18 protein-coding genes are annotated in these 21,559 nt (G+C 47.7%); 10 read left to right on the plus strand and 8 right to left on the minus strand.

Annotation, left to right across the window (positions count from 1 at the left end):
* Positions 1 to 137: 137 nt before the first annotated feature.
* A complete protein-coding gene (locus tag R7Z10_RS16435; RefSeq protein ID WP_213869990.1) occupies positions 138 to 542 on the plus strand; it encodes an SMR family transporter in 405 nt (134 codons plus the stop codon).
* Positions 539 to 868 (plus strand): SMR family transporter, encoded by a 330-nt coding sequence (locus R7Z10_RS16440; RefSeq protein ID WP_005478614.1) that lies wholly within the window; start codon positions 539 to 541, stop codon positions 866 to 868. The genes R7Z10_RS16435 and R7Z10_RS16440 overlap by 4 nt, the downstream gene beginning before the upstream one ends.
* Before the next feature lie 1,601 nt (positions 869 to 2,469).
* Here R7Z10_RS16440 and edd read toward each other — a convergent pair.
* Together edd and R7Z10_RS16450 are read right to left on the minus strand one after the other, a co-directional pair.
* Positions 2,470 to 4,266 carry a phosphogluconate dehydratase gene (edd, locus tag R7Z10_RS16445; protein ID WP_151514519.1) on the minus strand — a complete coding sequence of 599 codons (1,797 nt, stop codon included), beginning with the start codon at positions 4,264 to 4,266 and terminating at the stop codon, positions 2,470 to 2,472.
* Positions 4,266 to 4,790 (minus strand): gluconokinase, encoded by a 525-nt coding sequence (locus R7Z10_RS16450; RefSeq protein WP_047103696.1) that lies wholly within the window; start codon positions 4,788 to 4,790, stop codon positions 4,266 to 4,268. The genes edd and R7Z10_RS16450 overlap by 1 nt, the downstream gene beginning before the upstream one ends.
* A 153-nt stretch (positions 4,791 to 4,943) precedes the next feature.
* Between R7Z10_RS16450 and R7Z10_RS16455 the strand changes: the two genes are divergently transcribed.
* Both R7Z10_RS16455 and R7Z10_RS16460 read left to right on the plus strand, forming a co-directional pair.
* A complete protein-coding gene (locus R7Z10_RS16455) occupies positions 4,944 to 6,320 on the plus strand; it encodes a GntP family permease (RefSeq protein ID WP_318105335.1) in 1,377 nt (458 codons plus the stop codon).
* Positions 6,321 to 6,329: 9 nt separating this feature from the next.
* Positions 6,330 to 6,941, plus strand: a complete 612-nt coding sequence (locus tag R7Z10_RS16460; RefSeq protein WP_005394384.1) for a bifunctional 4-hydroxy-2-oxoglutarate aldolase/2-dehydro-3-deoxy-phosphogluconate aldolase — start codon at positions 6,330 to 6,332, stop codon at positions 6,939 to 6,941.
* A gap of 104 nt (positions 6,942 to 7,045) precedes the next feature.
* On the opposite strand, the gene xapA is transcribed toward R7Z10_RS16460, so the two are convergent.
* Positions 7,046 to 7,870: a xanthosine phosphorylase gene (gene xapA / locus R7Z10_RS16465; protein ID WP_017635036.1), complete on the minus strand. Its 825-nt coding sequence runs from the start codon at positions 7,868 to 7,870 to the stop codon at positions 7,046 to 7,048.
* A gap of 121 nt (positions 7,871 to 7,991) precedes the next feature.
* Between xapA and R7Z10_RS16470 the strand changes: the two genes are divergently transcribed.
* Positions 7,992 to 8,897: a LysR family transcriptional regulator gene (locus tag R7Z10_RS16470; protein WP_017635035.1), complete on the plus strand. Its 906-nt coding sequence runs from the start codon at positions 7,992 to 7,994 to the stop codon at positions 8,895 to 8,897.
* A gap of 81 nt (positions 8,898 to 8,978) precedes the next feature.
* Here R7Z10_RS16470 and gorA read toward each other — a convergent pair whose 3' ends face one another.
* The gene (gene gorA / locus R7Z10_RS16475) at positions 8,979 to 10,334 is read right to left on the minus strand and encodes a glutathione-disulfide reductase (RefSeq protein WP_005379157.1); all 1,356 of its coding nucleotides are present in this window, start codon (positions 10,332 to 10,334) and stop codon (positions 8,979 to 8,981) included.
* 259 nt (positions 10,335 to 10,593) lie between these two features.
* Positions 10,594 to 11,433, minus strand: a complete 840-nt coding sequence (locus tag R7Z10_RS16480) for a 23S rRNA (adenine(2030)-N(6))-methyltransferase RlmJ (protein WP_005379158.1) — start codon at positions 11,431 to 11,433, stop codon at positions 10,594 to 10,596.
* Positions 11,434 to 11,832: 399 nt separating this feature from the next.
* Between R7Z10_RS16480 and prlC the strand changes: the two genes are divergently transcribed.
* Positions 11,833 to 13,875: an oligopeptidase A gene (prlC, locus tag R7Z10_RS16485; protein ID WP_318105336.1), complete on the plus strand. Its 2,043-nt coding sequence runs from the start codon at positions 11,833 to 11,835 to the stop codon at positions 13,873 to 13,875.
* A gap of 66 nt (positions 13,876 to 13,941) precedes the next feature.
* Here prlC and asnC read toward each other — a convergent pair whose 3' ends face one another.
* A complete protein-coding gene (gene asnC / locus R7Z10_RS16490; protein WP_005389595.1) occupies positions 13,942 to 14,406 on the minus strand; it encodes a transcriptional regulator AsnC in 465 nt (154 codons plus the stop codon).
* Positions 14,407 to 14,519: 113 nt separating this feature from the next.
* Between asnC and R7Z10_RS16495 the strand changes: the two genes are divergently transcribed.
* The 3 genes from R7Z10_RS16495 to R7Z10_RS16505 all read left to right on the plus strand — a co-directional run bounded on the left by R7Z10_RS16495 (position 14,520) and on the right by R7Z10_RS16505 (position 19,273).
* Positions 14,520 to 17,645, plus strand: coding sequence for an EAL domain-containing protein (locus tag R7Z10_RS16495; protein ID WP_318105337.1), 3,126 nt, complete (start codon positions 14,520 to 14,522; stop codon positions 17,643 to 17,645).
* Between the two features lie 89 nt (positions 17,646 to 17,734).
* Entirely contained in the window at positions 17,735 to 18,514 is a 780-nt protein-coding gene (locus tag R7Z10_RS16500) for a class I SAM-dependent methyltransferase (protein WP_005379162.1), read from the plus strand.
* Between the two features lie 186 nt (positions 18,515 to 18,700).
* Positions 18,701 to 19,273, plus strand: coding sequence for a hypothetical protein (locus tag R7Z10_RS16505; RefSeq protein WP_017821113.1), 573 nt, complete (start codon positions 18,701 to 18,703; stop codon positions 19,271 to 19,273).
* A 69-nt stretch (positions 19,274 to 19,342) separates the two neighbouring features.
* Here R7Z10_RS16505 and R7Z10_RS16510 read toward each other — a convergent pair whose 3' ends face one another.
* Together R7Z10_RS16510 and uspA are read right to left on the minus strand one after the other, a co-directional pair.
* Complete coding sequence (locus R7Z10_RS16510; RefSeq protein WP_017635030.1) at positions 19,343 to 20,221, minus strand: carboxylate/amino acid/amine transporter; 879 nt, start codon at positions 20,219 to 20,221, stop codon at positions 19,343 to 19,345.
* Between the two features lie 64 nt (positions 20,222 to 20,285).
* Positions 20,286 to 20,711: a universal stress protein UspA gene (gene uspA, locus R7Z10_RS16515; RefSeq protein ID WP_005379165.1), complete on the minus strand. Its 426-nt coding sequence runs from the start codon at positions 20,709 to 20,711 to the stop codon at positions 20,286 to 20,288.
* A 282-nt stretch (positions 20,712 to 20,993) separates the two neighbouring features.
* On the opposite strand from uspA, the gene ftnA reads away from it, so the two are divergent.
* On the plus strand, positions 20,994 to 21,521 hold the full coding sequence (ftnA, locus tag R7Z10_RS16520) for a non-heme ferritin (protein ID WP_005379167.1): 528 nt from the start codon (positions 20,994 to 20,996) through the stop codon (positions 21,519 to 21,521).
* Positions 21,522 to 21,559 lie beyond the last annotated feature (38 nt).

Consider the following 21,559-nt stretch of genomic DNA (forward strand, 5'->3'; position numbering starts at 1 on the left):
CCAGCGCTAACCTTATCTCAAATAGTCAGGAGAAGTGGCTCATTTTTATCTTTTTAACTTTTTGAATGTCGATACAGGTACGCGGCATTCACCATTCTCCGTTATGCATTTTTTTAATTTCTGATGGAGGATTAATCATGCTAGTTGCACGTCTATTTTTATTGCTCGCCATCGTTGCCGAAGTGGCTGGCACCAGCACTATGTCTCTTATCGGACAAGGGCACGGGTGGTGGGGCTACATCGTAATGTATGTGCTGATCGCAATCTCTTACTACTTCCTCGCATTTGCCGCGAAGAAAATATCTATCGGTGTGGCATACGCTGTCTGGGAAGGGTTAGGTATCTCGTTGATCACCGTGGTGTCGATCATCGCCTTTGATGCCAACTTAAACCATCAAGAGTTGTTTGGTTTGATGTTAGCCGTTGTTGGCATTGTGTGTGTGACCTTAGGGGAATCACATGGTCAACCTCACGCCAAGAAAAATGCCGATAAATCGGCAAAAGAACGTTCATTTTCTACTAGTACAAGGTGCGAATCATGAGTCAATTTTTTACGATGTCATTTGGATTTGTCGTGATGGCTGCCTTGGTCGATATCATGGCCAATATGGCTCTGACACGCTCAAAAGGTTTTAAATATAAAGGCTGGGGCATTGCGGCGATTGTGTTGGTACTGACAGCATTCACGCTGTTGGCACAAGCGGTGAAAGAGATCGACTTAGCCATTGCTTATGCCTCTTGGGGTGCGATCGGTATCTTGGGTACCGCAGTGGGTGGAGCCTTGCTGTTTAAGCAGAAACTCAAACCAATCGGCTGGTTTGGTATCTTTGTGGTGATTGCTGCGGTCGTAGTGATGAAGACCGCTTGATGTAATTTACTGAATGCTAGATATCGTCATTCTGAGCAGCAAGAGACGAGCGTGATTCAGAATCTACCAACAAAAAGTGCTGTGGAAGAGGGGGGTTCTCTGGCTTCACAGCACCTTGATATTAGATTCCTGATCTCGCCTAGGCTCGTCGGAATGACGGACTCATTCATTTTTAAAAAGAACAGAGGCCAATCCTAAAGTTCGTCATTTTGAACAGCAAGAGACGAGCGTGATTCAGAATCTATCAACAAAAAGTGCTGTGGAAGAGGGGTTTTCTCTGGCTTCACAGCATTTTGATATTAGATTCCTGATCTCGCCTAGGCTCGTCGGAATGACGGATTCATTCGTTTTTTAGAAAGAACTGAGGCTAATCCCAAAGCTCGTCATTCTGAACAGCGAGGGACGAGCGTGATTCAGAATCTACCAACAAAAAGTGCAGTGGCAGAGGAGTTTTCTCTAGCTTCACAACACGTTGATAGTAGATTCCTAATCTTGCTTAGGCTCGTCGGAATGACGGATTCATTTTTTTAGAAAGAGCAGTGGCCAATCCCAAAGCTCGTCATTCTGAACAGCGAGGGACGAGTGTGATTCAGAATCTACCAACAAAAAGTGCAGTGGTAGAGGAGTTTTCTCTGGCTTCACAGCACGTTGATAGTAGATTCCTGATCTCGTCTAGGCTCGTCGAACTGACGGATTCATTTTTTAGAAAGAGCAGTGGCCAATCCCAAAGCTCGTCATTCTGGACAGCGAGGGACGAGCGTGATTCAGAATCTACCAACAAAAAGTGCTGTGGTAGAGGGGGTTTCTCTGACTTCACAGCATTTTGCTATTAGATTCCTGATCTCGCCTAGGCTCGTCGGAATGACGGATTCATTCGTTTTTTAGAAAGAACCGAGGCCAATCCCAAAGCTCGTCATTCTGAACAGCGAGGGACGAGCGTGATTCAGAATCTACCAACAAAAAGTGCAGTGGCAGAAGTGTTTTTTCTGGCTTCACAGCACCTTGATAGTAGATTCCTGATATTGCTTAGGCTCGTCGGAATGACGGATTCATTCGTTTTTTAGAAAGAGCAGTGACCAATCCCAAAGCTCGTCATTCTAAACAGCGAGGGACGAGTGTGATTCAGAATCTACCAACAAAAAGTGCTGTGGGAGAGGGGTTTTCTCTGGCTTCACAGCACGCTGATATTAAATTCCTGATTTTGCTTAGGCTCGTCGGAATGACGGATTCATTCGTTTCTAGAAAGAACCGAGGCCAACTCCAAAGCTTGCCATTCTGAATAGCGAGGAACGAGTGTGATTCAGAATCTACCAACAAAAAGTGCAGTGGCAGAGGGGATTTTCTCTGGCTTCACAGCTCGTTGATATTAGATTCCTGATCTCGCCTAGGCTCGCCGGAATGACGGATTCATTCGTTTTTTAGAAAGAACTGAGGCCAATCCCAAAGCTCGTCATTCTGAACAGCGAGGGACGAGCGTGATTCAGAATCTACCAACAAAAAAGTGCTGTGGCAGAGGTGTTTTCTCTGTCTTCACAGCACGTTGATATTAAATTCCTGATCTCGCCTAGGCTCGTCGGAACGACGAGGTCTTTCTTCTCGCCTTAAACAATAAAGCTTGCGCCTTCTTCTGCACTCGATACGTTTTGGCGGATCACGCTAAACAAGCCTCGTCCCCAAGTTTGTTGGGTCGATTCGGTATCGAAATGAATCAACTCGCGACCAGTGGTGTCGCTTAAGTTGTTCAGTTCGCCCGTTTGACAATCAAGGCGAATCAAATCACCGTTGCGCACTAAACCAATCGCGCCACCACGAATGGCTTCTGGAGAAACATGAATCGCAGACGGAATTTTACCTGACGCGCCAGATAAACGACCGTCAGTCACTAGCGCCACTTTAAAGCCCGCTTTTTGCACGTTACCTAAAATTGGCATCAGCTTGTGCAGTTCAGGCATGCCGTTTGCCGCTGGGCCGTTGTGTGTGACCACAACGATGCAGTCTTTGTTCAGCTCGCCACGTTTGTACGCGGCTTCCACTTCGTGTTGGCATTGGAATACGATCGCTGGTGCCACAATCACGCGTTGCTCTTCTTTCACCGCAGACACTTTCACCACGGCTTTGCCCAAGTTGCCAGTCAGTACGCGAGTGCCGCCAGTGTTTTGGAAAGTGGCGTCCGGTTTGGCGATCACGTCACCGTCTTGGCTGCCTTGGCACGGTGTCCAAGTCAGTTGTCCATCGACAAGACTCGGTAGCGTCATTTGGTCTTCAAATTCACCAAACACGGGTTTCACATCGCGATGCAAAAGCCCGGATTGGTTCAAGCGGTGCAATAACGCAGGCACGCCACCCGCGTCTTGGAACGCGTTCATATCGGCTGGGCCGTTCGGGTAAACGCGAGCTAACAAAGGAACCACATCCGAAAGATCGCTGATGTCTTGCCACGTGAGCAAGATGCCAGCAGCACGTGCCACGGCGATCATATGAATGGTGTGATTGGTGCTGCCGCCAGATGCAAGTAGAGCGATGATGCCGTTGACCAAGCTCTTTTCTGTGACCACTTCTGCCAACGGACGGAAGTGTGCAGAACCCGCCGTCATTGAGGCGATTTTCAGAGCGGCGTGATCGGTTAACGCTTTACGCAGTTGGGTATGGGGATGGATGAATGCCGAACCTGGCAGCATCAAGCCCATGGCTTCGAACACCAACTGGTTGGTGTTGGCTGTGCCGTAAAACGTACACGTCCCCGCAGAGTGGTAAGCGCGACACTCCATATCCAGCAGAGCGTCTTTGCCGACTTCACCCGCTGCGTATTTTTGGCGCACGTCGACTTTCTCTTCATTGCTGATGCCTGTTGCCATCAGCCCCGCTGGTACAAACGCAGTCGGTAGATGCGCGTAAGACAGCGCGCCCATCAGTTGCCCCGGGGCGATTTTGTCACAGATACCAAGCAGTAATGTGGCATCAAAGACATTGTGGCTCAAAGACAACGCCGTTGATTGCGCAATTAAGTCACGCGAAAACAGCGACATATCCATGCCTGCTTGACCTTGAGTTACCCCATCGCACATCGCTGGCACACAACCTGCGACTTGCGCTGTATGGCCGTAGTCCGCCAGCACTTGTTTGATTTGCACTGGGTAATCTTGGTACGGCTGGTGGGCGCTCAACATGTCGTTGTAGGCGCTGATCAGCGCGACATTGGCATGAGTAAAATCGAGAATATTTTTCTTTTCAGAAGAGCAAGAAGCGGCGACTGCATGGGCTAAGTTACCACAAGATAAACCAACGCGGCCTTTGCCCGCTTCGGCTTGCACTTCGGTGCGAGCAAGAAAGGCAGCGCGCGCTTCGCGGCTGCGCTCGGTCAAGCGTTGTGTGACCTCAATAACAACAGAGTGAGTCATTACGCCACCTCGATCGCTTGCATTTTGATTAGCTCAGTAGCAGAGCGTTCCACCACGTCGCTGATGTCTCCGTCGATACTGACGATCAGAGTTTGAGGCTCGTTGTCTGGGCGCTCTAGTGTCTCGAATTGGCTCTTCACCATGTTTTCTTTCATGAAGTGGCCTTTGCGCATACGCATGCGATTAAGGATCAACTCCATATCGCCATCAAGGAACAAGAAGGTCACGTTGTTGTTACCTTCGCGGATCTGATCGCGGTAAATCTTTTTCAGTGCTGAACAGACAATAATGCCGTGTTCGTTTTTGCTTTCTAGGCTGTACGCCGCATCACGAATGCGTTCTAGCCATGGCTTGCGATCATCATCGTTCAGAGGCTGGCCCGATGCCATTTTCTGAATGTTCGCTCGTGGATGAAGATCATCACCATCAATGAATTTACGCCCTAGCTTTTTCGCTAGATGCTCACCAATTGTGCTTTTACCACTAGCACAAACGCCCATAACGATGACACTACTACCAGCCATAACTTATCCTCATAACCAAATTTGCGCGTGATCTCAATTTTTGAATTCACTTTAAAATATGGGTTTATCTTATTCATGTTATCGGTAACATGTTACCGGTAACTGAAATAAATGTGAACCATAACACAAACAATAATTCTTAAAGGTGAACCTATGGAGCAATTAACCCTAACCCCAGATCCTACGTTCCTACTGACGATTGCAGGCCTTGCCATTGCAGCGTTACTCGTTCTGATCATTAAACTGAAAGTCCATGCTTTTGCTTCCCTTACTATGGTGAGTTTAGGTACGGCAATCGCCACTGGCGTTCCTTCAGAGAAAGTCGTATCGACCATGATGGGTGGCTTCGGCGGTACTCTGGCTTCCGTGGCATTGCTGGTTGGTCTTGGTGCGATGATCGGTAAAATTCTTGAAGTGACTGGCGGTGCGAAAGTGCTGGCAGACACTTTGATTGGTCGCTTTGGTAAAGAGCGCGCACCATTTGCTTTGGGCGTCGCTTCATTACTGTTTGGCTTCCCAATCTTCTTCGATGCAGGCCTTGTAGTGATGATGCCAATCATCCTAAGTGTGGCGGCTCGTTTTGGTGGCTCACCAATTAAATACGCGTTGCCAGCAGCCGGTGCTTTTGCGGTTATGCACGCGTTTGTTCCACCACACCCAGGTCCGGTTGCAGCGGCAGAATTCCTTGGCGCAAACATCGGTCTGCTATTGGTGGTGGGTATTCTGGTTGCTATTCCAACTTGGTACCTTGGCGCTTACCTATTTGGTTTGTACGCGGGCAAAAAATTCGATATCCCACTATCTAAAGCCTTCTTTAATGGCGAAGCGATGGTGGATGAGCGCAACGCACCAAAATTTGGCACGGTTATGACCATCCTTGTGCTGCCAGTCCTGCTAATCTGTTTGGATACGGTATTGAACACACTGGCGGTTGCGGGTGTGATTGATGGCAAAACGGCACTGGTTGAGTTCCTACGCATGCTAGGTAAAACCCCAGTTGCGTTGCTGATCACTTTGATTGTCTGTCTGGCTGTGTTTGCCAAAGACTACGGCATGGCAAAACTAGAAAAATTATGTGGTGAGTCATTGGCTCCTATCTGTGGTGTTATCCTAGTAACGGGTGCAGGTGGCATGTTTGGCGGCGTACTGCGCTCAAGCGGTATTGGTGATGCACTGGCTGACGTTCTTACAGACACAGGTATGCCTGTGATTGTGGCGGCGTTTGTGATTTCAACCTGTCTGCGTGTTGCTCAAGGCTCGGCAACCGTAGCGCTAACCACCACGGCGGCTCTTATCGCGCCGGTTGTGGCAGCATCAACAGGTTTGAGTGAACTCGACCTTTGCTTTATCGTAATCGCGATTGCGGGTGGTGCAACGGTACTGTCTCACTTCAATGACTCTGGTTTCTGGTTGGTCTCTCGTCTGCTTGAGATGGATGAGAAAACCACATTAAAAACTTGGACGGTAATGGAAACGTTACTTGGCGGTATCGCGTTTATTATCGTCGCAACATTAAGCTTTATTCTTTAGAGGTTCCCCATGACAACACTTGAACAACGATTAAGAGAAATCAAAATCGTCCCAGTTATCGCAATCAACGACGTAGCACATGCTCTGCCACTGGCAAAAGTGTTGGTAGAAAACGGTTTACCATGTGCGGAAGTGACATTCCGCACCGAAGCGGCGGCGGAGTCGATTCGCATCATGCGTGAAGCGTACCCAGAACTGTTGATTGGCGCGGGCACCGTTCTGACCACAGAACAAGTGGATATCGCCATCGAAGCGGGCGTGGACTTTATCGTTAGCCCAGGCTTCAACCCAACCACAGTGAAATACTGTCAGCAACGTGGCGTGACTATCGTACCGGGTGTAAACAACCCAAGCTTGGTTGAGCAAGCGATGGAAATGGGTCTGCGTACGTTGAAGTTCTTCCCTGCTGAGCCATCAGGCGGCGTAAACATGTTGAAAGCACTAACGGCAGTTTACCCAGTGGAATTCATGCCAACAGGTGGTGTAAGCCCATCCAACGTGGAAGATTACCTAGCGCTGAAATCGGTTGTAGCTTGTGGCGGTACGTGGATGGTGCCAACCGCAATGATGGACAACGGCGATTGGGAAGGTATTGCTGAATTGGTTCGCGCAGTTAAGTAAAACGCACAAACGGCTCCGAAATACCCCCGAACGTTAGAAAAAGTGATACGAAAAAGGGTCATCAAGTTACTTGATGACCCTTTTGCTTTTGGAATGAAACGGCTTTAGAAGTGATGCTTCATAAAGCGCTTAATAAAGCGAATGAAATCTGCTTCGGCTAGCTTCGCGCACTTCAATGTTTGGGCGTGAGACAATTCTACATCTCCCAAGCCTTCTGCCATGTTGGTGATCGCACACACTGCCAATACGGGTAAGCCGCAATGCGCCGCAGAAATCACTTCTGGCACGACCGACATGCCCACCACATCACCACCGATGATTTGCATCATGCGGATTTCGGCTGCGGTCTCAAAGTTGGGGCCTGTGTAAGAGACAAACACACCTTCATTCAGGTGAATGCCATTGGCTTTGCCGACTTCAAACGCTTCTGCGCGCAGGTCTTTGTCGTACGCATTGGCGAGGCTGAAGAACCTCGGGCCGTACTCTTCATCATTCGGACCGATCATTGGCGATTCAGGCATGGTATTGATGTGGTCATGAAATACCACCAGAGAACCGACGTCGATGCGTTCAGGGCGAAGTGAGCCTGCCGCGTTGGTGACGAGCAGAAACTCACAGCCCAGCTTTTTAAAGGTGCGCACGGGCGTTGTCATGACCTTCATTGAACCGTGTTCGTAGTAGTGACCGCGACCTTTCATGCACACTACGTCTACGCCGCCCATGGTACCAAGCACCAACTCACCAGAGTGGCCTTGCACGGTGCTAATCGGAAAGCCTTCGAGCTCTTCGTATGGAATGACCACTTTGTCTTGTAGCTCGTCTGCCAATACGCCTAAGCCAGAGCCTAAAATAAACGCCGCTTTAGGTTGGAAGTTTGGTTTGCGTTCGCGAATGGTTTGTAGCGCGCCGATTACTGGATCGTGATTCATGTTAGTCACCTTCTGGTTGTGTGTTGATTCCATTGTGTGACTTTCTGCGCTGGTTATCTTTGCTTTATTCGCTACTATCATCCTCAAAAAGAGGATGATGAAATTCGCTAGGACTCAATGCATGAAGTCAGAACCATTTGAGCGCGTGACGCTGAAGATGCTGCGTTACTTTTACGAGGTCGCACAAACCAAGCATTTCACTAAGGCGGCCGAGAACCTCAATATCACCAATTCGCCGTTGAGCAATCGCATCAAAGAGTTGGAAGAGGTGCTTAACGTCAAACTGTTTGAGCGTGATTCAAGAAACGTCATGCTGACGGAGGCCGGGCGATTGTTGGAGTCCAAATGCCAACTGATTTTTCAGACCTTGGATGTCTCACTCAATCAAGTGCAGCAAGTGGGTTTGAACCAGAGAAACATCTTGCGAGTTGGTGTGGTAAGTAGCGCATTTTGGGGCGGATTTGATCGTCTGTTACAGCGCTTCCATGCTGAGCATGACACTTATCACGCCGACATTTTTGACCTTAACCCAGAGACGCAAAAGAAGCATCTGAGCGAGAAGAAAATCGATGTGGGCATTGTGCGTTTTGCTGATGCACTCAACATTTATCCGTATCAGTCGGTATCTTTGGGCAAAGATGTGTTTGTGGTGGCGGTGTCGGAGCAACATGAGTTAGCCAGCAAATCTTTGCTGCGGCTCCAAGATTTAAAGGCGTGTGAGTTTGCGTTTATGAGTTTGGCGAATTCTGCCTCGGCAAACTTCATCATCAATGCCTGTCTGCAAGAAGGCTTTTCACCCCATATTGGCAAACAAGTGGTGGAGCCAAGCACCTTGATGGCATATGTAGCAAACAGCAATACCGTGACGTTGGTTCCGTCGACGTTTTCTCAGCATCATTGGCATGGGATTCGTTTTATCAAGCTGAAAGAGTCACTGTGTGCAGACTTGTGTCTGATTCATGATGGTAAGCAGGAGAGTGCTATTAAAGCCGAGTTTATTCGCACATTATTAGAGAATGCGAGTTAAGCATGGGATAACAAAAAAAGGTCATCCTAAGATGACCTTTTCAAATGATTCGCTGAAATCAGCAATGCGATTAGCGCGTAATTAACGCATCGTTACGAACTCTTCAGAGCCCGTTGGGTGGATAGCCACAACAGAGTCGAAGTCTGCTTTGGTTGCGCCCATCTTCATTGCTACGCCGAAGCCTTGGATCATTTCATCTACCGTGAAACCGATGCCGTGCAGACCAACAACCGTTTCTTCTTCGCCCGCACATACAAGCTTCATCTTACATGGTTGACGGTGCTTAGTAACGGCGGTGTACATCGCCGTAAAGCCAGACGTGTAGACTTTGATATTGTCTTTGCCGTACTTCTCTTCCGCTTCTTGCGTCGTTAGACCGATAGTGCCGATTGGTGGGTGGCTAAATACCACAGTTGGTACCAAATCGTAGTCCATCTTCGCGTTTGGTTTGTTGTTGAACAAACGCTCAGAAAGTTGACGACCCGCTTTCACTGCTACTGGCGTTAGCTCGATACCGCCTTCCATGATGTCACCCACACAGTAGATGCCTTTCACGTTGGTTTCTTGGTATTCGTCTACCTTGATGTAGCCTTTTTCGTTCGTTGCCACACCGGTTGACGCTAGGTTGATTGCGTCTGTCGCAGGGTGACGACCGATTGCCCAAATCAGTTGGTCAACGTTTTGGCTTTCACCGTTTTCTAGGTGCAGAGTTAGGCTGCCATCGGCTTCTTTTACCACTTCTTTTGGTACAGAGTGGGTGTGCAGTTTTGGACCTTCTGCGTCCATCACTTCAACCAACGTATCGATGATCATTGGATCGAAGCTACGCAGTGGTGACTCTTTACGTACGAACAGGTGCGTTTCTGTACCTAGCGCGTGCAGTACGCCAGCAATTTCAACTGCGATGTAGCCAGCGCCCACAACCGCAACGCGTTTTGGTTGCTCTGCTAGGTCGAAGAAGCCGTTTGAATCGATGCCGTATTCAGCGCCTGGAATGTTTGGAATAGTAGGACGACCACCAACCGCGATCAGGATGTGATCTGCTGTGTAGTGTTCACCGTTTACTTCGACAGTTTTTTCGTCAACAAACTTAGCAAAGCCTTTAATCACGTTTACTTTGTTGTTGCCAAGAACGCGATCGTAAGATTGGTGAATACGACCGATGTATGCCTGACGGCTCTCAACCAGTTTGCTCCAGTCGAAACCTTTCACGTCGACATCAAAACCGTAATCTTCTGCGTACAGGTTCATTGCTTCTGCGATTTGCGCGCCATGCCACATCACTTTTTTCGGTACACAACCTACGTTGACACAGGTACCGCCAAGGTCTTGAGCTTCGATTAGCGCAACTTTCGCGCCGTACATCGCCGCACGGTTTGCAGATGCGATGCCGCCACTGCCGCCACCGATACAGATATAGTCAAAATGAGTCGCCATTACTTTCTCCAAGAGCTTATAAATTTTATCTGGTACATAGATAGATTGGGATGACCTTGTCCGAACTCAATGCCACCGTTATCCCACTATCATAAATCGAATTCGACTAATTCCTAAATGGGAAAAAGCGACAATACTTATGACAAATAGCGATGAGAGGCACAAAAAGAAGAATAAGCACGACTGGAGGGAGAAGGTGAGAGCATAAAAAAGCGCAACGAGAATATCGTTGCGCTTGAAGATATCGGTACTGAAGTGCTTACTCTGGCACAATCCAGTCCACTTTCCAGTGGCCAGTTGCTGGTGCGATCGCGTCTTGCAGGAATGGCAGAATCTCTTTCATCTGGCTTTCCAGTTTCCAGGGCGGGTTAATCACAATCATGCCGGATGCCGTCATGCCGCGCTCGTTGGTATCTGGTGCAACACCTAACTCGATTTGCAGAATTTTACGAATGCCCAGTGCTTCCAAGCCTTCGATCATATCTTCGATGTCGTGACGGTTTACCACTGGGTACCAAATCGCGTAGATACCGGTTGCCCAACGTTTATGGCTCTGATGAATCGCTCGTACCACATCGCGGTACTCTTTCGCGAGTTCGTATGGTGGGTCAATCAGCACCAAACCACGACGCTCTTGTGGCGGTAGGCTTGCTTTGAGGCGTTGGAATCCGTCTTCTTTGAAGATGCTCACTTGGCGATCACGATGGAATTCTTGCTCTAACAATGGGTGATCGGCCGGGTGCAACTCGGTCAGCACCATGCGATCTTGTGGGCGGATTTGCGCGCGCGCCACACGTGGTGAGCCTGGGTAGTAACGCAGCTTCTCGCCGTTGTTGAGCACTTTAATGGCATCGATGTAGCTTTTGATGTCTTCAGGAATGCTTGGGTTATCCCAAATACGTGCGATGCCTTGTTTGTATTCGCCCGTTTTTTCAGACCATTCGTGAGTCAGATCGTAACGGCCTACACCCGAGTGGGTATCGTGATAAACGAATGGCTTATCTTTTTGTTTCAGCGCATCAAGAATGAGGCTTTGAACGATGTGTTTGACCACGTCGGCATGGTTGCCAGCGTGGAAGCTGTGGCGGTAACTTAACAAATTAAACTCTCGAAACACTCTTTGGCTGAGTGTGGTCTGTGATTTTCACTCTATGGCGGTATTATACTCAAGTAACTTAAAGATGTAGAACTTCCAATCAAATCTGTTCCTCTGATAAGGGGACGCTATTGAAATTTCTTTAAGTCACCCACACTTACTATTGGTAATCGAATTGAACTAGGTAAGTTTCTCGCACTCAAAAGGGTGTGAAATCTCATTTAGGTATAACAAGACTCAAGGACAGAGTAGCGCTGGTTGACTATAAGATGGTCATCGCGGCATAGAGAAAGGGAACGGAGCTCCCCCAATCCATGTTGCTGGCTCGTCTGTACATTGAGTTGGCCTATCTACACAAAATAGACAGGCAATCACAGAGTCAAAACACAAAAGGAATTATTCATGTCTAATCCTCTTCTGACGTTTACGGACCTACCTCCGTTTTCTCAAATTAAACCAGAACACATCAAGCCTGCCGTTGAGCAAGCGATTGCTGACTGCCGAGCAAAAATCGATGAAGTTCTACAAGACAACGCTCACCCAACTTGGGACAGTGTGATTGCGCCAATTGAAGAAGCGGATGATCGCTTAAGCCGCATCTGGTCGCCAGTGGGTCACATTAACTCGGTAGTGAACAGCGAAGAGCTACGTGAAGCTTACGAAAGTTGCCTACCAATTTTGTCAGAGTACGGCACTTGGGTTGGTCAGCACAAAGGGTTGTACGAAGCGTACAAAACCATCAAAGCGAGCGAAGAATTTGCAACGTTAACTCGTGCCCAGCAGAAAACCATCACTGATGCACTGCGTGATTTCGAGTTATCAGGCATTGGTTTGCCATCCGATGAGCAGCACCGTTACGGCGAGATCAGCAAACGTATGTCTGAGCTGAGCTCTAAATTCTCTAACAATGTGCTGGATGCCACCATGGGTTGGACCAAGCACATCACAGACGAGAAAGACCTAGCAGGTATGCCAGAATCGGCGCTGGCAGCAGCGAAAGCTGCCGCAGAAGCAAAAGAGTTAGATGGTTACCTAATTACGCTAGATATCCCATCTTACCTACCTGTCATGACGTACTGCGATAACCAAGAGTTGCGTAAAGAAGTGTACGAAGCGTACGTGACGCGCGCTTCTGATCGAGGTCCAAACGCAGGCAAATGGGATAACTCAGAAATCATTACTGAGCAGCTAAAACTGCGCCATGAAATTTCACGTATGCTAGGTTTCAATACTTACAGTGAAAAGTCGTTAGCAACAAAGATGGCTGAAACGCCGGATCAAGTGCTGGGCTTCCTGAATGACCTAGCGACACGAGCGAAACCGCAAGGTGAACGTGAAGTCGAAGAGTTACGTCAGTTTGCGAAAAGTGAGTTTGGTGTTGAAGAGCTGAACGTTTGGGATATCGCTTACTACAGCGAGAAACAAAAGCAGCACCTGTTCCAAATTTCGGATGAAGAACTGCGCCCGTACTTCCCAGAGTCAAAAGTCGTGAGCGGTCTGTTTGAAGTGCTAAACCGCGTGTTTGGCATGACCGTTACTGAGCGCGAAGGCGTAGACACTTGGCATGAGTCCGTGCGCTTTTTCGATATCTTTGATGCTGAAGGCACACTCCGTGGCAGTTTCTACCTAGATCTCTACGCTCGTGAACACAAACGTGGCGGCGCGTGGATGGATGATTGTCGTGGTCGTCGCGTTACGCTATCTGGCGAGCTGCAAACGCCGGTTGCGTATCTAACGTGTAACTTCAACCGTCCAGTGGGCGACAAACCAGCACTGTTCACGCACGATGAAGTCGTGACGCTATTCCATGAGTTTGGTCATGGAATCCACCACATGTTGACGCAAGTTGATACAGGTGCTGTTTCAGGTATTAATGGCGTGCCTTGGGATGCGGTTGAGCTACCAAGTCAGTTCCTAGAAAACTGGTGTTGGGAAGAGGACGCGCTGGCGTTCATTTCTGGTCACTATGAGACAGGTGAGCCGCTACCGAAAGCGATGCTAGACAAAATGCTCGCAGCGAAAAACTTCCAATCTGCGATGGGTATTTTGCGTCAGCTAGAATTCGGCTTGTTCGACTTCACGCTTCACACTGAATATGACCCAGAAGTGGGTGCGCGTGTACTGGAAACTCTGGCGAAAGTGAAAGAGAAAGTCGCGGTAGTTCCTGCGGTTGAATGGGCGCGTTTCTCACACAGCTTCGGCCATATTTTTGCTGGTGGCTACAGTGCGGGTTACTACAGCTACCTATGGGCTGAAGTGCTGTCGTCAGACGCGTATTCTCGCTTTGAAGAAGAAGGCATCTTCAACAAAGAGACGGGCCTAAGCTTCCTGAACAACATTCTAGAAATGGGGGGCAGTGAAGAGCCAATGGAGCTGTTCAAGCGCTTCCGTGGCCGCGAGCCACAAATCGATGCACTGTTGCGCCATTCGGGTATTGCGGCGTAAATTGAGCAAAAAACATCAAGGCCAACCGTTCAGTTGGCCTTTTTTGTACATTTTTTATAAAAAATTTTACGGATTTACGTTGCGGTTGATCGGGTTCTGCAACGATATCAATGTCTCTGTGGACTGAACCTCATCAATGGCTTGCAGCTTGTCGATCAGTACAAATTGCAGCTCTTCAATCGATTTGCACATCAATTTGACGAATATGTTATACGCGCCCGTGGTGTAGTAAGCTTCAACGACTTCGTCGAGCGCGTTGAGTTTTTCTAACGCGGAGTGGTAATCACGAGCTGCATTGAGGTTAATACCAATAAAGCAGCACACATCGTAGCCAAGCTTTTTGGTATTGATGATCACCTCCGTTCCTTCGATGATGTCAGCCGACTTCATCTTCTCGATACGCACATGGATAGTGGCAGGGCTGACATCGAACTGCTTTGCCATTTCTGCGTAGGGCGTTCTGGCGTCAGCCATCAGTGTTTTTAATATTGCGCGGTCAAGGTCGTCGAGTTTCGGCAGGCTCGCATTCATACTATGATTTCCGTTAGGGATAGAGTTTTACCTCCCTTTTATACTCATAGCGGATAGGATTCACAAGGTTTGGCAGGAGTAACTGCGGGTTAACTCCGAGCTATGGAGATAATGTGCAGCGTTTTCTGGTTATTGCCGCGCTATGTTGGAGCGCGTTTGCTACGGCCTCAGATCCGAAGGTGTTGGTCGTGCACTCCTATCATCAGGGTTTTTTCTGGACGGACTCCATACAGCGAGGCATCGAGCAACAGCTGGGCGATCGAGCGCTGGACATGCGTGTGCTCTATCTAGACTCGAAACGTAACCAGAGTGAGCAGTTTTTTGCGCAACTAAAATCCTTGTATCTTACGAAATTACGCAAAGAGCGATTCGATGCCATTTTAGTGAGCGATAACAATGCACTTGAACTCATGCAGCGTTTAGCCCCAATCATCAAAGACACCCCAGTTATATTTAACGGCATTAATAACTACCATCCTTCTTTACATCGTTCTCTGAATGCAACCGGAGTCATGGAAGATGTCGATTTGGAAGCGAATCTCGCTCTTATTGAGCGCTTACATCCGAACTACACACAAGTTCTCATCGTCAGTGACCACTCGGTGACCGGTGAGGTGTTGCGTTATCAAATCGACAATTTTGTCCTCAAGTTCCCGCAATATAGAGACAAAATCGTACAACTTGTCCCAGACAGCATCATCGATCTAAAACAACAAGTCGCAAAACTGAGTTCCGATAAAGTCGTCTTGTTCTGGACCTATTACCGAGATAAACAAGGTATGGTTGGCAGCGAGCGTGACTGGGTTGGTGTCAACAAAGTCTCAAACGCGCCGCTGTTTATGGTGCATGACATTGGTTTGGGTCATGGCGCAGTTGGAGGGGTTATTCAAAGTGGTTATCGGCATGGTATTGAGAGCGCAGAGATGCTTGAATTCGTTTTGGATAACCCTGATCAGCCTCTGCCTGCGGTGAAAAAAAGTGATTCTGAAATAAAGCTCGATTACCAAGCGGTAGCGTGTTGGGGATTGGGGGCTGAACAAGAGGTTTCTGCGGTATTTTTTAATAAGCCAATGAAGCTTTCTGAACGTTTTGCCAAGGAAATTCGCCTGTTTGGTAGCCTGTTTGTGGTGATGTCGGTGGTCATTTTGCTGATGGGTTATTATTTACAGCGGATGCGTCGAAGTGAGAGCGCTGCGCGAGAAAGCCAGGCTATTCTAGAATCGATTTTCGATCAGAGCATGCAGTATATGGGCATTTTGGATGCCAACGGTGTGCTTAAATCGGGCAACGATCACCTTCAATCCTTACTTTATCACCAAGGACTGCGTTTAGACCGACCACTTTGGTTTCACCCCAACTGGAGTGAAAAAGCACAAGCGTTGCTTGAGGAGTATTTCCACGCGCCTCACCATCAAGTGTCGACGTTTGAAGCTGAAATTTGGAGTAAAGAACACGGCGCATTGGTGTTAGAAGTTTCGCTCAAGCCTTTTTCTCAGCAAGTAGGGAATCATAAGCAATACTTGTTTGAAGCGCGCGATATTACCAGTCGTAAATTGATGGAGGACAAGCTCTACCAACGTGAGTCAACCCTACGCAACTATTATGAGCAGCAGCCCGTGATGATGGTGACGCTTGATAGTAATAACCGAATTCAAGAAGTGAATCGATTTGCTCAACTACTTCTTGGCTACAAACCGATGGACATGCTCGGACATCGCCTGAGGGAGTTCTATTTTGATGACAAAGTGCTGTTCCCTCGCCAAGTGTTATTGCAACCCAACCAGCAAGTGCATGGTGTTTGGCGACGTGAAGTCGAGTATCGTCATGCAAATGGTCATCGTGTTTGGGTGCGCGAGAATATTCGTCCGCTGAGTGAATCTGAGCAACTGCTGATTGTGGGCGAAGATATTACCGAAACCAAACTGCTCTCCGAGAAATTGGAATACCAAGCTCGCTATGACTTACTGACGGGGACTTACAACAGAAACCATTTTGAACTAGAGCTTAAGACCGCACTGTGCGAAGTGGACAGCCATCGTCGAGTCCACGCCATGTTGTACCTCGACTTAGATCAACTAAAAGTCCTCAATGATACGGTTGGGCATGATGCAGGTGATGCGGCGATTCAATTCTGCGCCAGTATGCTGGAAGGCGTTCTGCCGTACAATTCCATCTTGGCTCGAATGGGAGGCGATGAGTTTGCGGTTTTACTCAAAGATTGTGACGAATATGGCGCCATCAATATTGCCAAACTGATCATCTCGACACTAAGCGAGCACCTCTTTATTTGGGAAGACACACGCCTGTTCATCAGTTGCTCAATTGGTATCCGTATCATCGATCATACCGCTGATACGCCACAAATGGTGCATGCTCAAGCAGACTCTGCTTGTCACGCCGCTAAAGAGCAAGGCCGTAACCGCTATAATCTATTCAGCTTAGATAACGAAGAGTTGCAGCGTCGTCAGATGGAAATGCAGAGCGTCAATTTGGTGCATGAGGCATTGTCGAATCAACGTTTAGAACTGTTTGCTCAACCGATAAAAAGCTTACAAAAGCACGAGACTCAAATGTATTTTGAGATTTTGGTGCGTATTCGCAATGGGTACGGTGATTATGTTTCTCCTGCGCTGTTTATCCCTGCTTCCGAGCGCTACAACATTGCCCATTGGATTGATAAGCAGGTTATTACTCAAACACTAGAGTGGTTTGAACAGCGTCCTGAGGTGGTTGAACAGCTTGGTCGCTGTTCGATAAACCTTTCAGGTCAATCTATGGGGAATCAAGAGTTTATTGACTTCTTATTGGAGCGATTGGAAAGTTCGACTCTGCCGTGTGAAAAAATCTGCTTAGAAATCACCGAGACAGCGGCGATGAGCAATCTGGATCAAGCCATTGAGCTGTTTACCAAGCTAAAGTCTTTGGGTTGCATGATTGCATTGGATGATTTCGGATCTGGATTGTCTTCATTTGGTTACTTAAAGAAACTTCCTGTCGATATCGTGAAAATTGATGGTCTTTTCGTGCAAGATATCAACGTAAATGAAATGGACCGTGTGATGGTTCGTTCAATCAATGACTTGGCGAAACAGCTCGGCAAAGTGACGGTGGCGGAGTTTGTCGAAAATGACCAGGTCATGCAGCATTTGATAGACCTAGGTGTGGACTACGGCCAAGGCTACGGTATTGGTCATCCTAAGCCGCTTTCTGAGCTAGTGGAGCAGCTGACGGTTGTATAACCTCTGCGTAGCAAGCTCAACCTAGCATTAATAGGTAACTTAGGTATACACTCAGCGCCAGTTACCTCGATTTTTATTGGAGCCTCCTTTTGCAACTGCAATTGATCTGTGAAAACCCGTCTCAACAATCTCATCTTGATGAACTCGCTGCGCGTTGGCAGCTTTCACACACTGACGATAGCGATTTTGCTTTGGTGCTAACCACCGAGCGTTTGGAGCTACGTAAAGTGGATGAGCCAAAGCTGGGTGCAATCTTTGTGGATTTGATTGGTGGTGCGGTCGGTCATCGTCGCAAGTTCGGTGGTGGTAAAGGTCAGGCAATTGCGAAAGCTGCGGGGTTGAACAAAGGGGCAACGCCAACCGTGTTAGACGGCACGGCAGGTCTTGGTCGTGATGCGTTTGTGCTCGCCTCACTAGGTTGTAAAGTGCAGATGGTCGAGCGTCATCCAGTCGTCGCGGCTTTGTTAGATGATGGCTTGGATCGAGCGAAACAAGACCCAGAAATCGGCACCTGGGTATCTGAGCGCATGTCGCTAATCCATGCTTCTAGCCATGATGCGTTGGAACAATTGGCGCAAGATAAAGACTTTGTCCAGCCAGATGTGGTGTATCTTGACCCGATGTATCCGCACCCAGAAAATAAAAAGAAGTCGGCGCTCGTGAAAAAAGAAATGCGCGTTTTCCAATCGTTGGTTGGCGCCGATTTGGACGCCGATGGCCTACTAGAACCAGCCATGGCGTTAGCCACAAAGCGTGTAGTAGTTAAACGCCCAGACTATGCTAACTGGCTGAACGAGAAAAAACCGACCATGGCGATTGAAACGAAAAAAAATCGCTTCGATGTCTATGTTAAAGCATCGATGGCATAACTTCCTGACGGCTCAACTTTTCTTGTCACAGTACGGTGTATCGTGCTGTGACTCAGCTTCTCTTTCCTCGTCTCTATTGATAGTTTTCTCTTGCTAATTCCCTTTCCTGACTGTATATCTAACTAAGAATTATTATTATTTCACTTGTTGTGATGCGGTCGATAACTGGGAAGCTGGAGTAGTAGAATGGCTAAACGTTTATGTAAAATGAGTCGCAAACAGATCGCGGCAGAACTTGGTGATATCCATCGTTTAGTTGTCGCACCAAAATTCGTTTGTCGTTCTTGCGCACGCTCTTCATCGGCCAAAGATACCCTTTGTAAGCCAGCCGCAATTCCTCCACAAAAATGCCAAGACAAGCCATTGAGTGAGCAACAAGCATGTGGCTTATTGGTTGAAGCTCTGCCATCACAAGCGATTCCAGTGACCACTAAACAAAGCAACGAAAAAGCCGCGATTGTGAAGCGTGTTGTTGAGCGCGTGAAAGAGAAAAAACAAGCCGAGAAATCTCCGGAGCCAGTAAGAGCCGACGCATCAGTATGGTTTGATTTAGCGGATAAAAAATCGCTCAAGAAAGCGAAAAAAGCACTGAAAAAGCACTATAAGCAGCAAAAGAAGTTGCTAAAAGTGGCGAAAAAACAACAAAAGTTACTTAAGCGTCAGCGTAAACTGGAAGCGCGTAATGCGAAACTAGAAGTGTTGCTGCCAACGCCACCTAATGCTTTGATGAACGCAATCTCACAAGCCAAAGTGCATTAATCAAATAAAAAAACGCTCTCCAGTCGGAGAGCGTTTTTTATTGTCGAAATGTTTATAGGATTAGCTGCGTTACTTATTGGCGTAGCTCATCTCTACGCGCTTTTTCACCCAGGTTTCGTTAATCCATAGGGATAGCATGATGATCGCACCGCCAATGGCGAGTCGCATGACATCAACATCGCGGTTCCAAATCACAATGTTTACAATCAAGCCCGCCGGAACCAATGCATTGTTCATTACTGCCAGTGCACCTGCGTTCACCATAGTCGCGCCTTTGTTCCAAGCAAAGTAACCAAAACCAGAAGCAATCAACCCAAGGTATGTCAGAATGCCCCATTGTGTTGCAGTGGTAGGTAGTTTGTCGAGGTTACCCATGAGCGCGAAAGCCACGGTTGCTACACAAAGTGCACCTAAGTAGAAGTAGCCAAACACGGTGTGTTGTGGCAAATCGACGGGTTCACTCTCCATGATATATTTGTAGCCCACCTGACCGATGGCAAAGCAGAGGTTTGCTCCTTGTACGACCAAAAAGCCCAGTAGGAAATCTTCATTAATGCCTGCAAATTTAATCCAGGCGGCACCAAATACGGCTATTGCAGCGGTAACTAAGTACCAAGGTGAAAAGCGACCTTTCAAGAAGTCATAGATTAGCGTGACGTAAATGGGTGTGAATACGGTGAACAGCAATACTTCTGGCACGGAAAGGAGCAAAAAAGATTGGTAGTAGAAGCAATACATCAAGCCGAGCTGGAAGCCACCGACGGTCATCAGTTTCGCGATCAGGGGTTTGCTAACGCCACGGAATTTCAAAAAGGGAATGAAAACCAGGCTCGCCAGTGCCACGCGCATGAACACCGAGAACCAAGAATCAACCTGACCGGCGAGGTAAACGCCGATCAGGCTAAATGAGAATGCCCAAAGTAGGGTAACTGCGGATAGATAAGCCATGGATGAGAATCTTTATCAACAACAAATGTGCCCGCAGTCTAACCAAGTTTTATCGCTGCGCCAATCAGTCTTTTAGCGGTACGACCAGCATATCGACTGGTGAGCAGTTAATCAGCTGTCGAGTCGAAGATAGAATCTTGCTCCAGAAATCTTGGTGATGACCACAAACCACCAAATCAATACTGTAATCTTGAATGGTATCGCACAGCTCATTACTCAAATCGCCACTACCGACTAAAGTATGGGCAATTGGGTATTGCGCATATTCTGCGAAGTTTGCCAATTGTGTGCGCGATGCTTCCATTGCTTGATGTTGCGCTTCTGCCATATTGATATCGATAAGCCCGGTGTAGAGTTCTGCGTAGTTCACGTCGATGTGAATAAAAGAGACTTTCGCATCCAGAGGTTTAGCCAGTGATACGGCTTTCTTAATCAACACTTTACTGTCGTCTGAAAGGTCGACTGCCACAAGTATGTGTTTGTAACTCATATTGCTATCTCCTTGTAAGGTCATAGTTTTAGATTAGCACCAACCCCAAAAAAAATTTGCTGAAGTGATCTCATATCGGTGCCGTAGGTACAAAGTCTTGTCTCAGTAATCATGTTATAGTGGCGTTATACCCAAGTGACTTTGATATGCTGAAATAAGCGTAGTGTTACTGACTAGAGTTGAAGTGAAACTTCGCCGTGTCTGCCAGACCAAGCTATTCTCGCAGCGTCACTTATTTCGAGGTTACTTGGGTATATTGCATGCACAATAATAGGAGTTAACATGCTGTCTCAAACTATGGTCGAACAATTGAATGAGCAAATTAACCTAGAATTTTTCTCATCCAATCTATACTTACAAATGAGTGCTTGGTGTGAAGACAAAGGTTTTGAAGGTGCGGCTGAATTTTTACGCGCTCACGCCGTAGAAGAAATGGAGCACATGCAACGCCTATTCACTTACGTGAGTGAAACTGGCTCAATGCCAATCTTAGGCGCTATTGATGCGCCAAAGCATGACTTTGCGAGCCTAGGTGACGTTTTCCGCGAGACATTTGAACATGAGCAAATGATCACGGAAAAAATCAACAAACTGGCGCACGTTGCATTTACTAGCCAAGACTACTCAACGTTTAACTTCCTACAGTGGTACGTGTCAGAACAGCACGAAGAAGAGAAGTTGTTTAAAGGGATTTTAGATAAGATCGAACTGGTAGGTGAAGACGGTAAAGCGTTGTTCTTCATTGACAAAGATCTAGCACAAATGGCGAAAGAAGGTTCATCTTCAATCATGGATGCTCCAGCTGCGTAAACGCGTTTTGGGACGTTGTAAGTAGCGGGTAAAGACGA

This window comes from Vibrio sp. Vb1018 (genome assembly GCF_033338775.1).
In the GTDB taxonomy this organism is placed as follows: domain Bacteria; phylum Pseudomonadota; class Gammaproteobacteria; order Enterobacterales; family Vibrionaceae; genus Vibrio; species Vibrio alginolyticus.

Excerpts from the sequence above, each read along its gene's own strand:
- R7Z10_RS16470 (WP_017635035.1), top strand. The coding sequence starts at position 7,992 with ATGAAGTCAGAACCATTTGAGCGCGTGACGCTGAAGATGCTGCGTTAC.
- gorA (WP_005379157.1), bottom strand. The coding sequence starts at position 10,334 with ATGGCGACTCATTTTGACTATATCTGTATCGGTGGCGGCAGTGGCGGC.
- ftnA (WP_005379167.1), top strand. The coding sequence starts at position 20,994 with ATGCTGTCTCAAACTATGGTCGAACAATTGAATGAGCAAATTAACCTA.
- R7Z10_RS16440 (WP_005478614.1), top strand. The coding sequence starts at position 539 with ATGAGTCAATTTTTTACGATGTCATTTGGATTTGTCGTGATGGCTGCC.
- uspA (WP_005379165.1), bottom strand. The coding sequence starts at position 20,711 with ATGAGTTACAAACACATACTTGTGGCAGTCGACCTTTCAGACGACAGT.
- R7Z10_RS16510 (WP_017635030.1), bottom strand. The coding sequence starts at position 20,221 with ATGGCTTATCTATCCGCAGTTACCCTACTTTGGGCATTCTCATTTAGC.
- R7Z10_RS16435 (WP_213869990.1), top strand. The coding sequence starts at position 138 with ATGCTAGTTGCACGTCTATTTTTATTGCTCGCCATCGTTGCCGAAGTG.
- prlC (WP_318105336.1), top strand. The coding sequence starts at position 11,833 with ATGTCTAATCCTCTTCTGACGTTTACGGACCTACCTCCGTTTTCTCAA.
- R7Z10_RS16455 (WP_318105335.1), top strand. The coding sequence starts at position 4,944 with ATGGAGCAATTAACCCTAACCCCAGATCCTACGTTCCTACTGACGATT.
- edd (WP_151514519.1), bottom strand. The coding sequence starts at position 4,266 with ATGACTCACTCTGTTGTTATTGAGGTCACACAACGCTTGACCGAGCGC.
- R7Z10_RS16505 (WP_017821113.1), top strand. The coding sequence starts at position 18,701 with ATGGCTAAACGTTTATGTAAAATGAGTCGCAAACAGATCGCGGCAGAA.
- xapA (WP_017635036.1), bottom strand. The coding sequence starts at position 7,870 with ATGAATCACGATCCAGTAATCGGCGCGCTACAAACCATTCGCGAACGC.
- R7Z10_RS16450 (WP_047103696.1), bottom strand. The coding sequence starts at position 4,790 with ATGGCTGGTAGTAGTGTCATCGTTATGGGCGTTTGTGCTAGTGGTAAA.
- asnC (WP_005389595.1), bottom strand. The coding sequence starts at position 14,406 with ATGAATGCGAGCCTGCCGAAACTCGACGACCTTGACCGCGCAATATTA.
- R7Z10_RS16460 (WP_005394384.1), top strand. The coding sequence starts at position 6,330 with ATGACAACACTTGAACAACGATTAAGAGAAATCAAAATCGTCCCAGTT.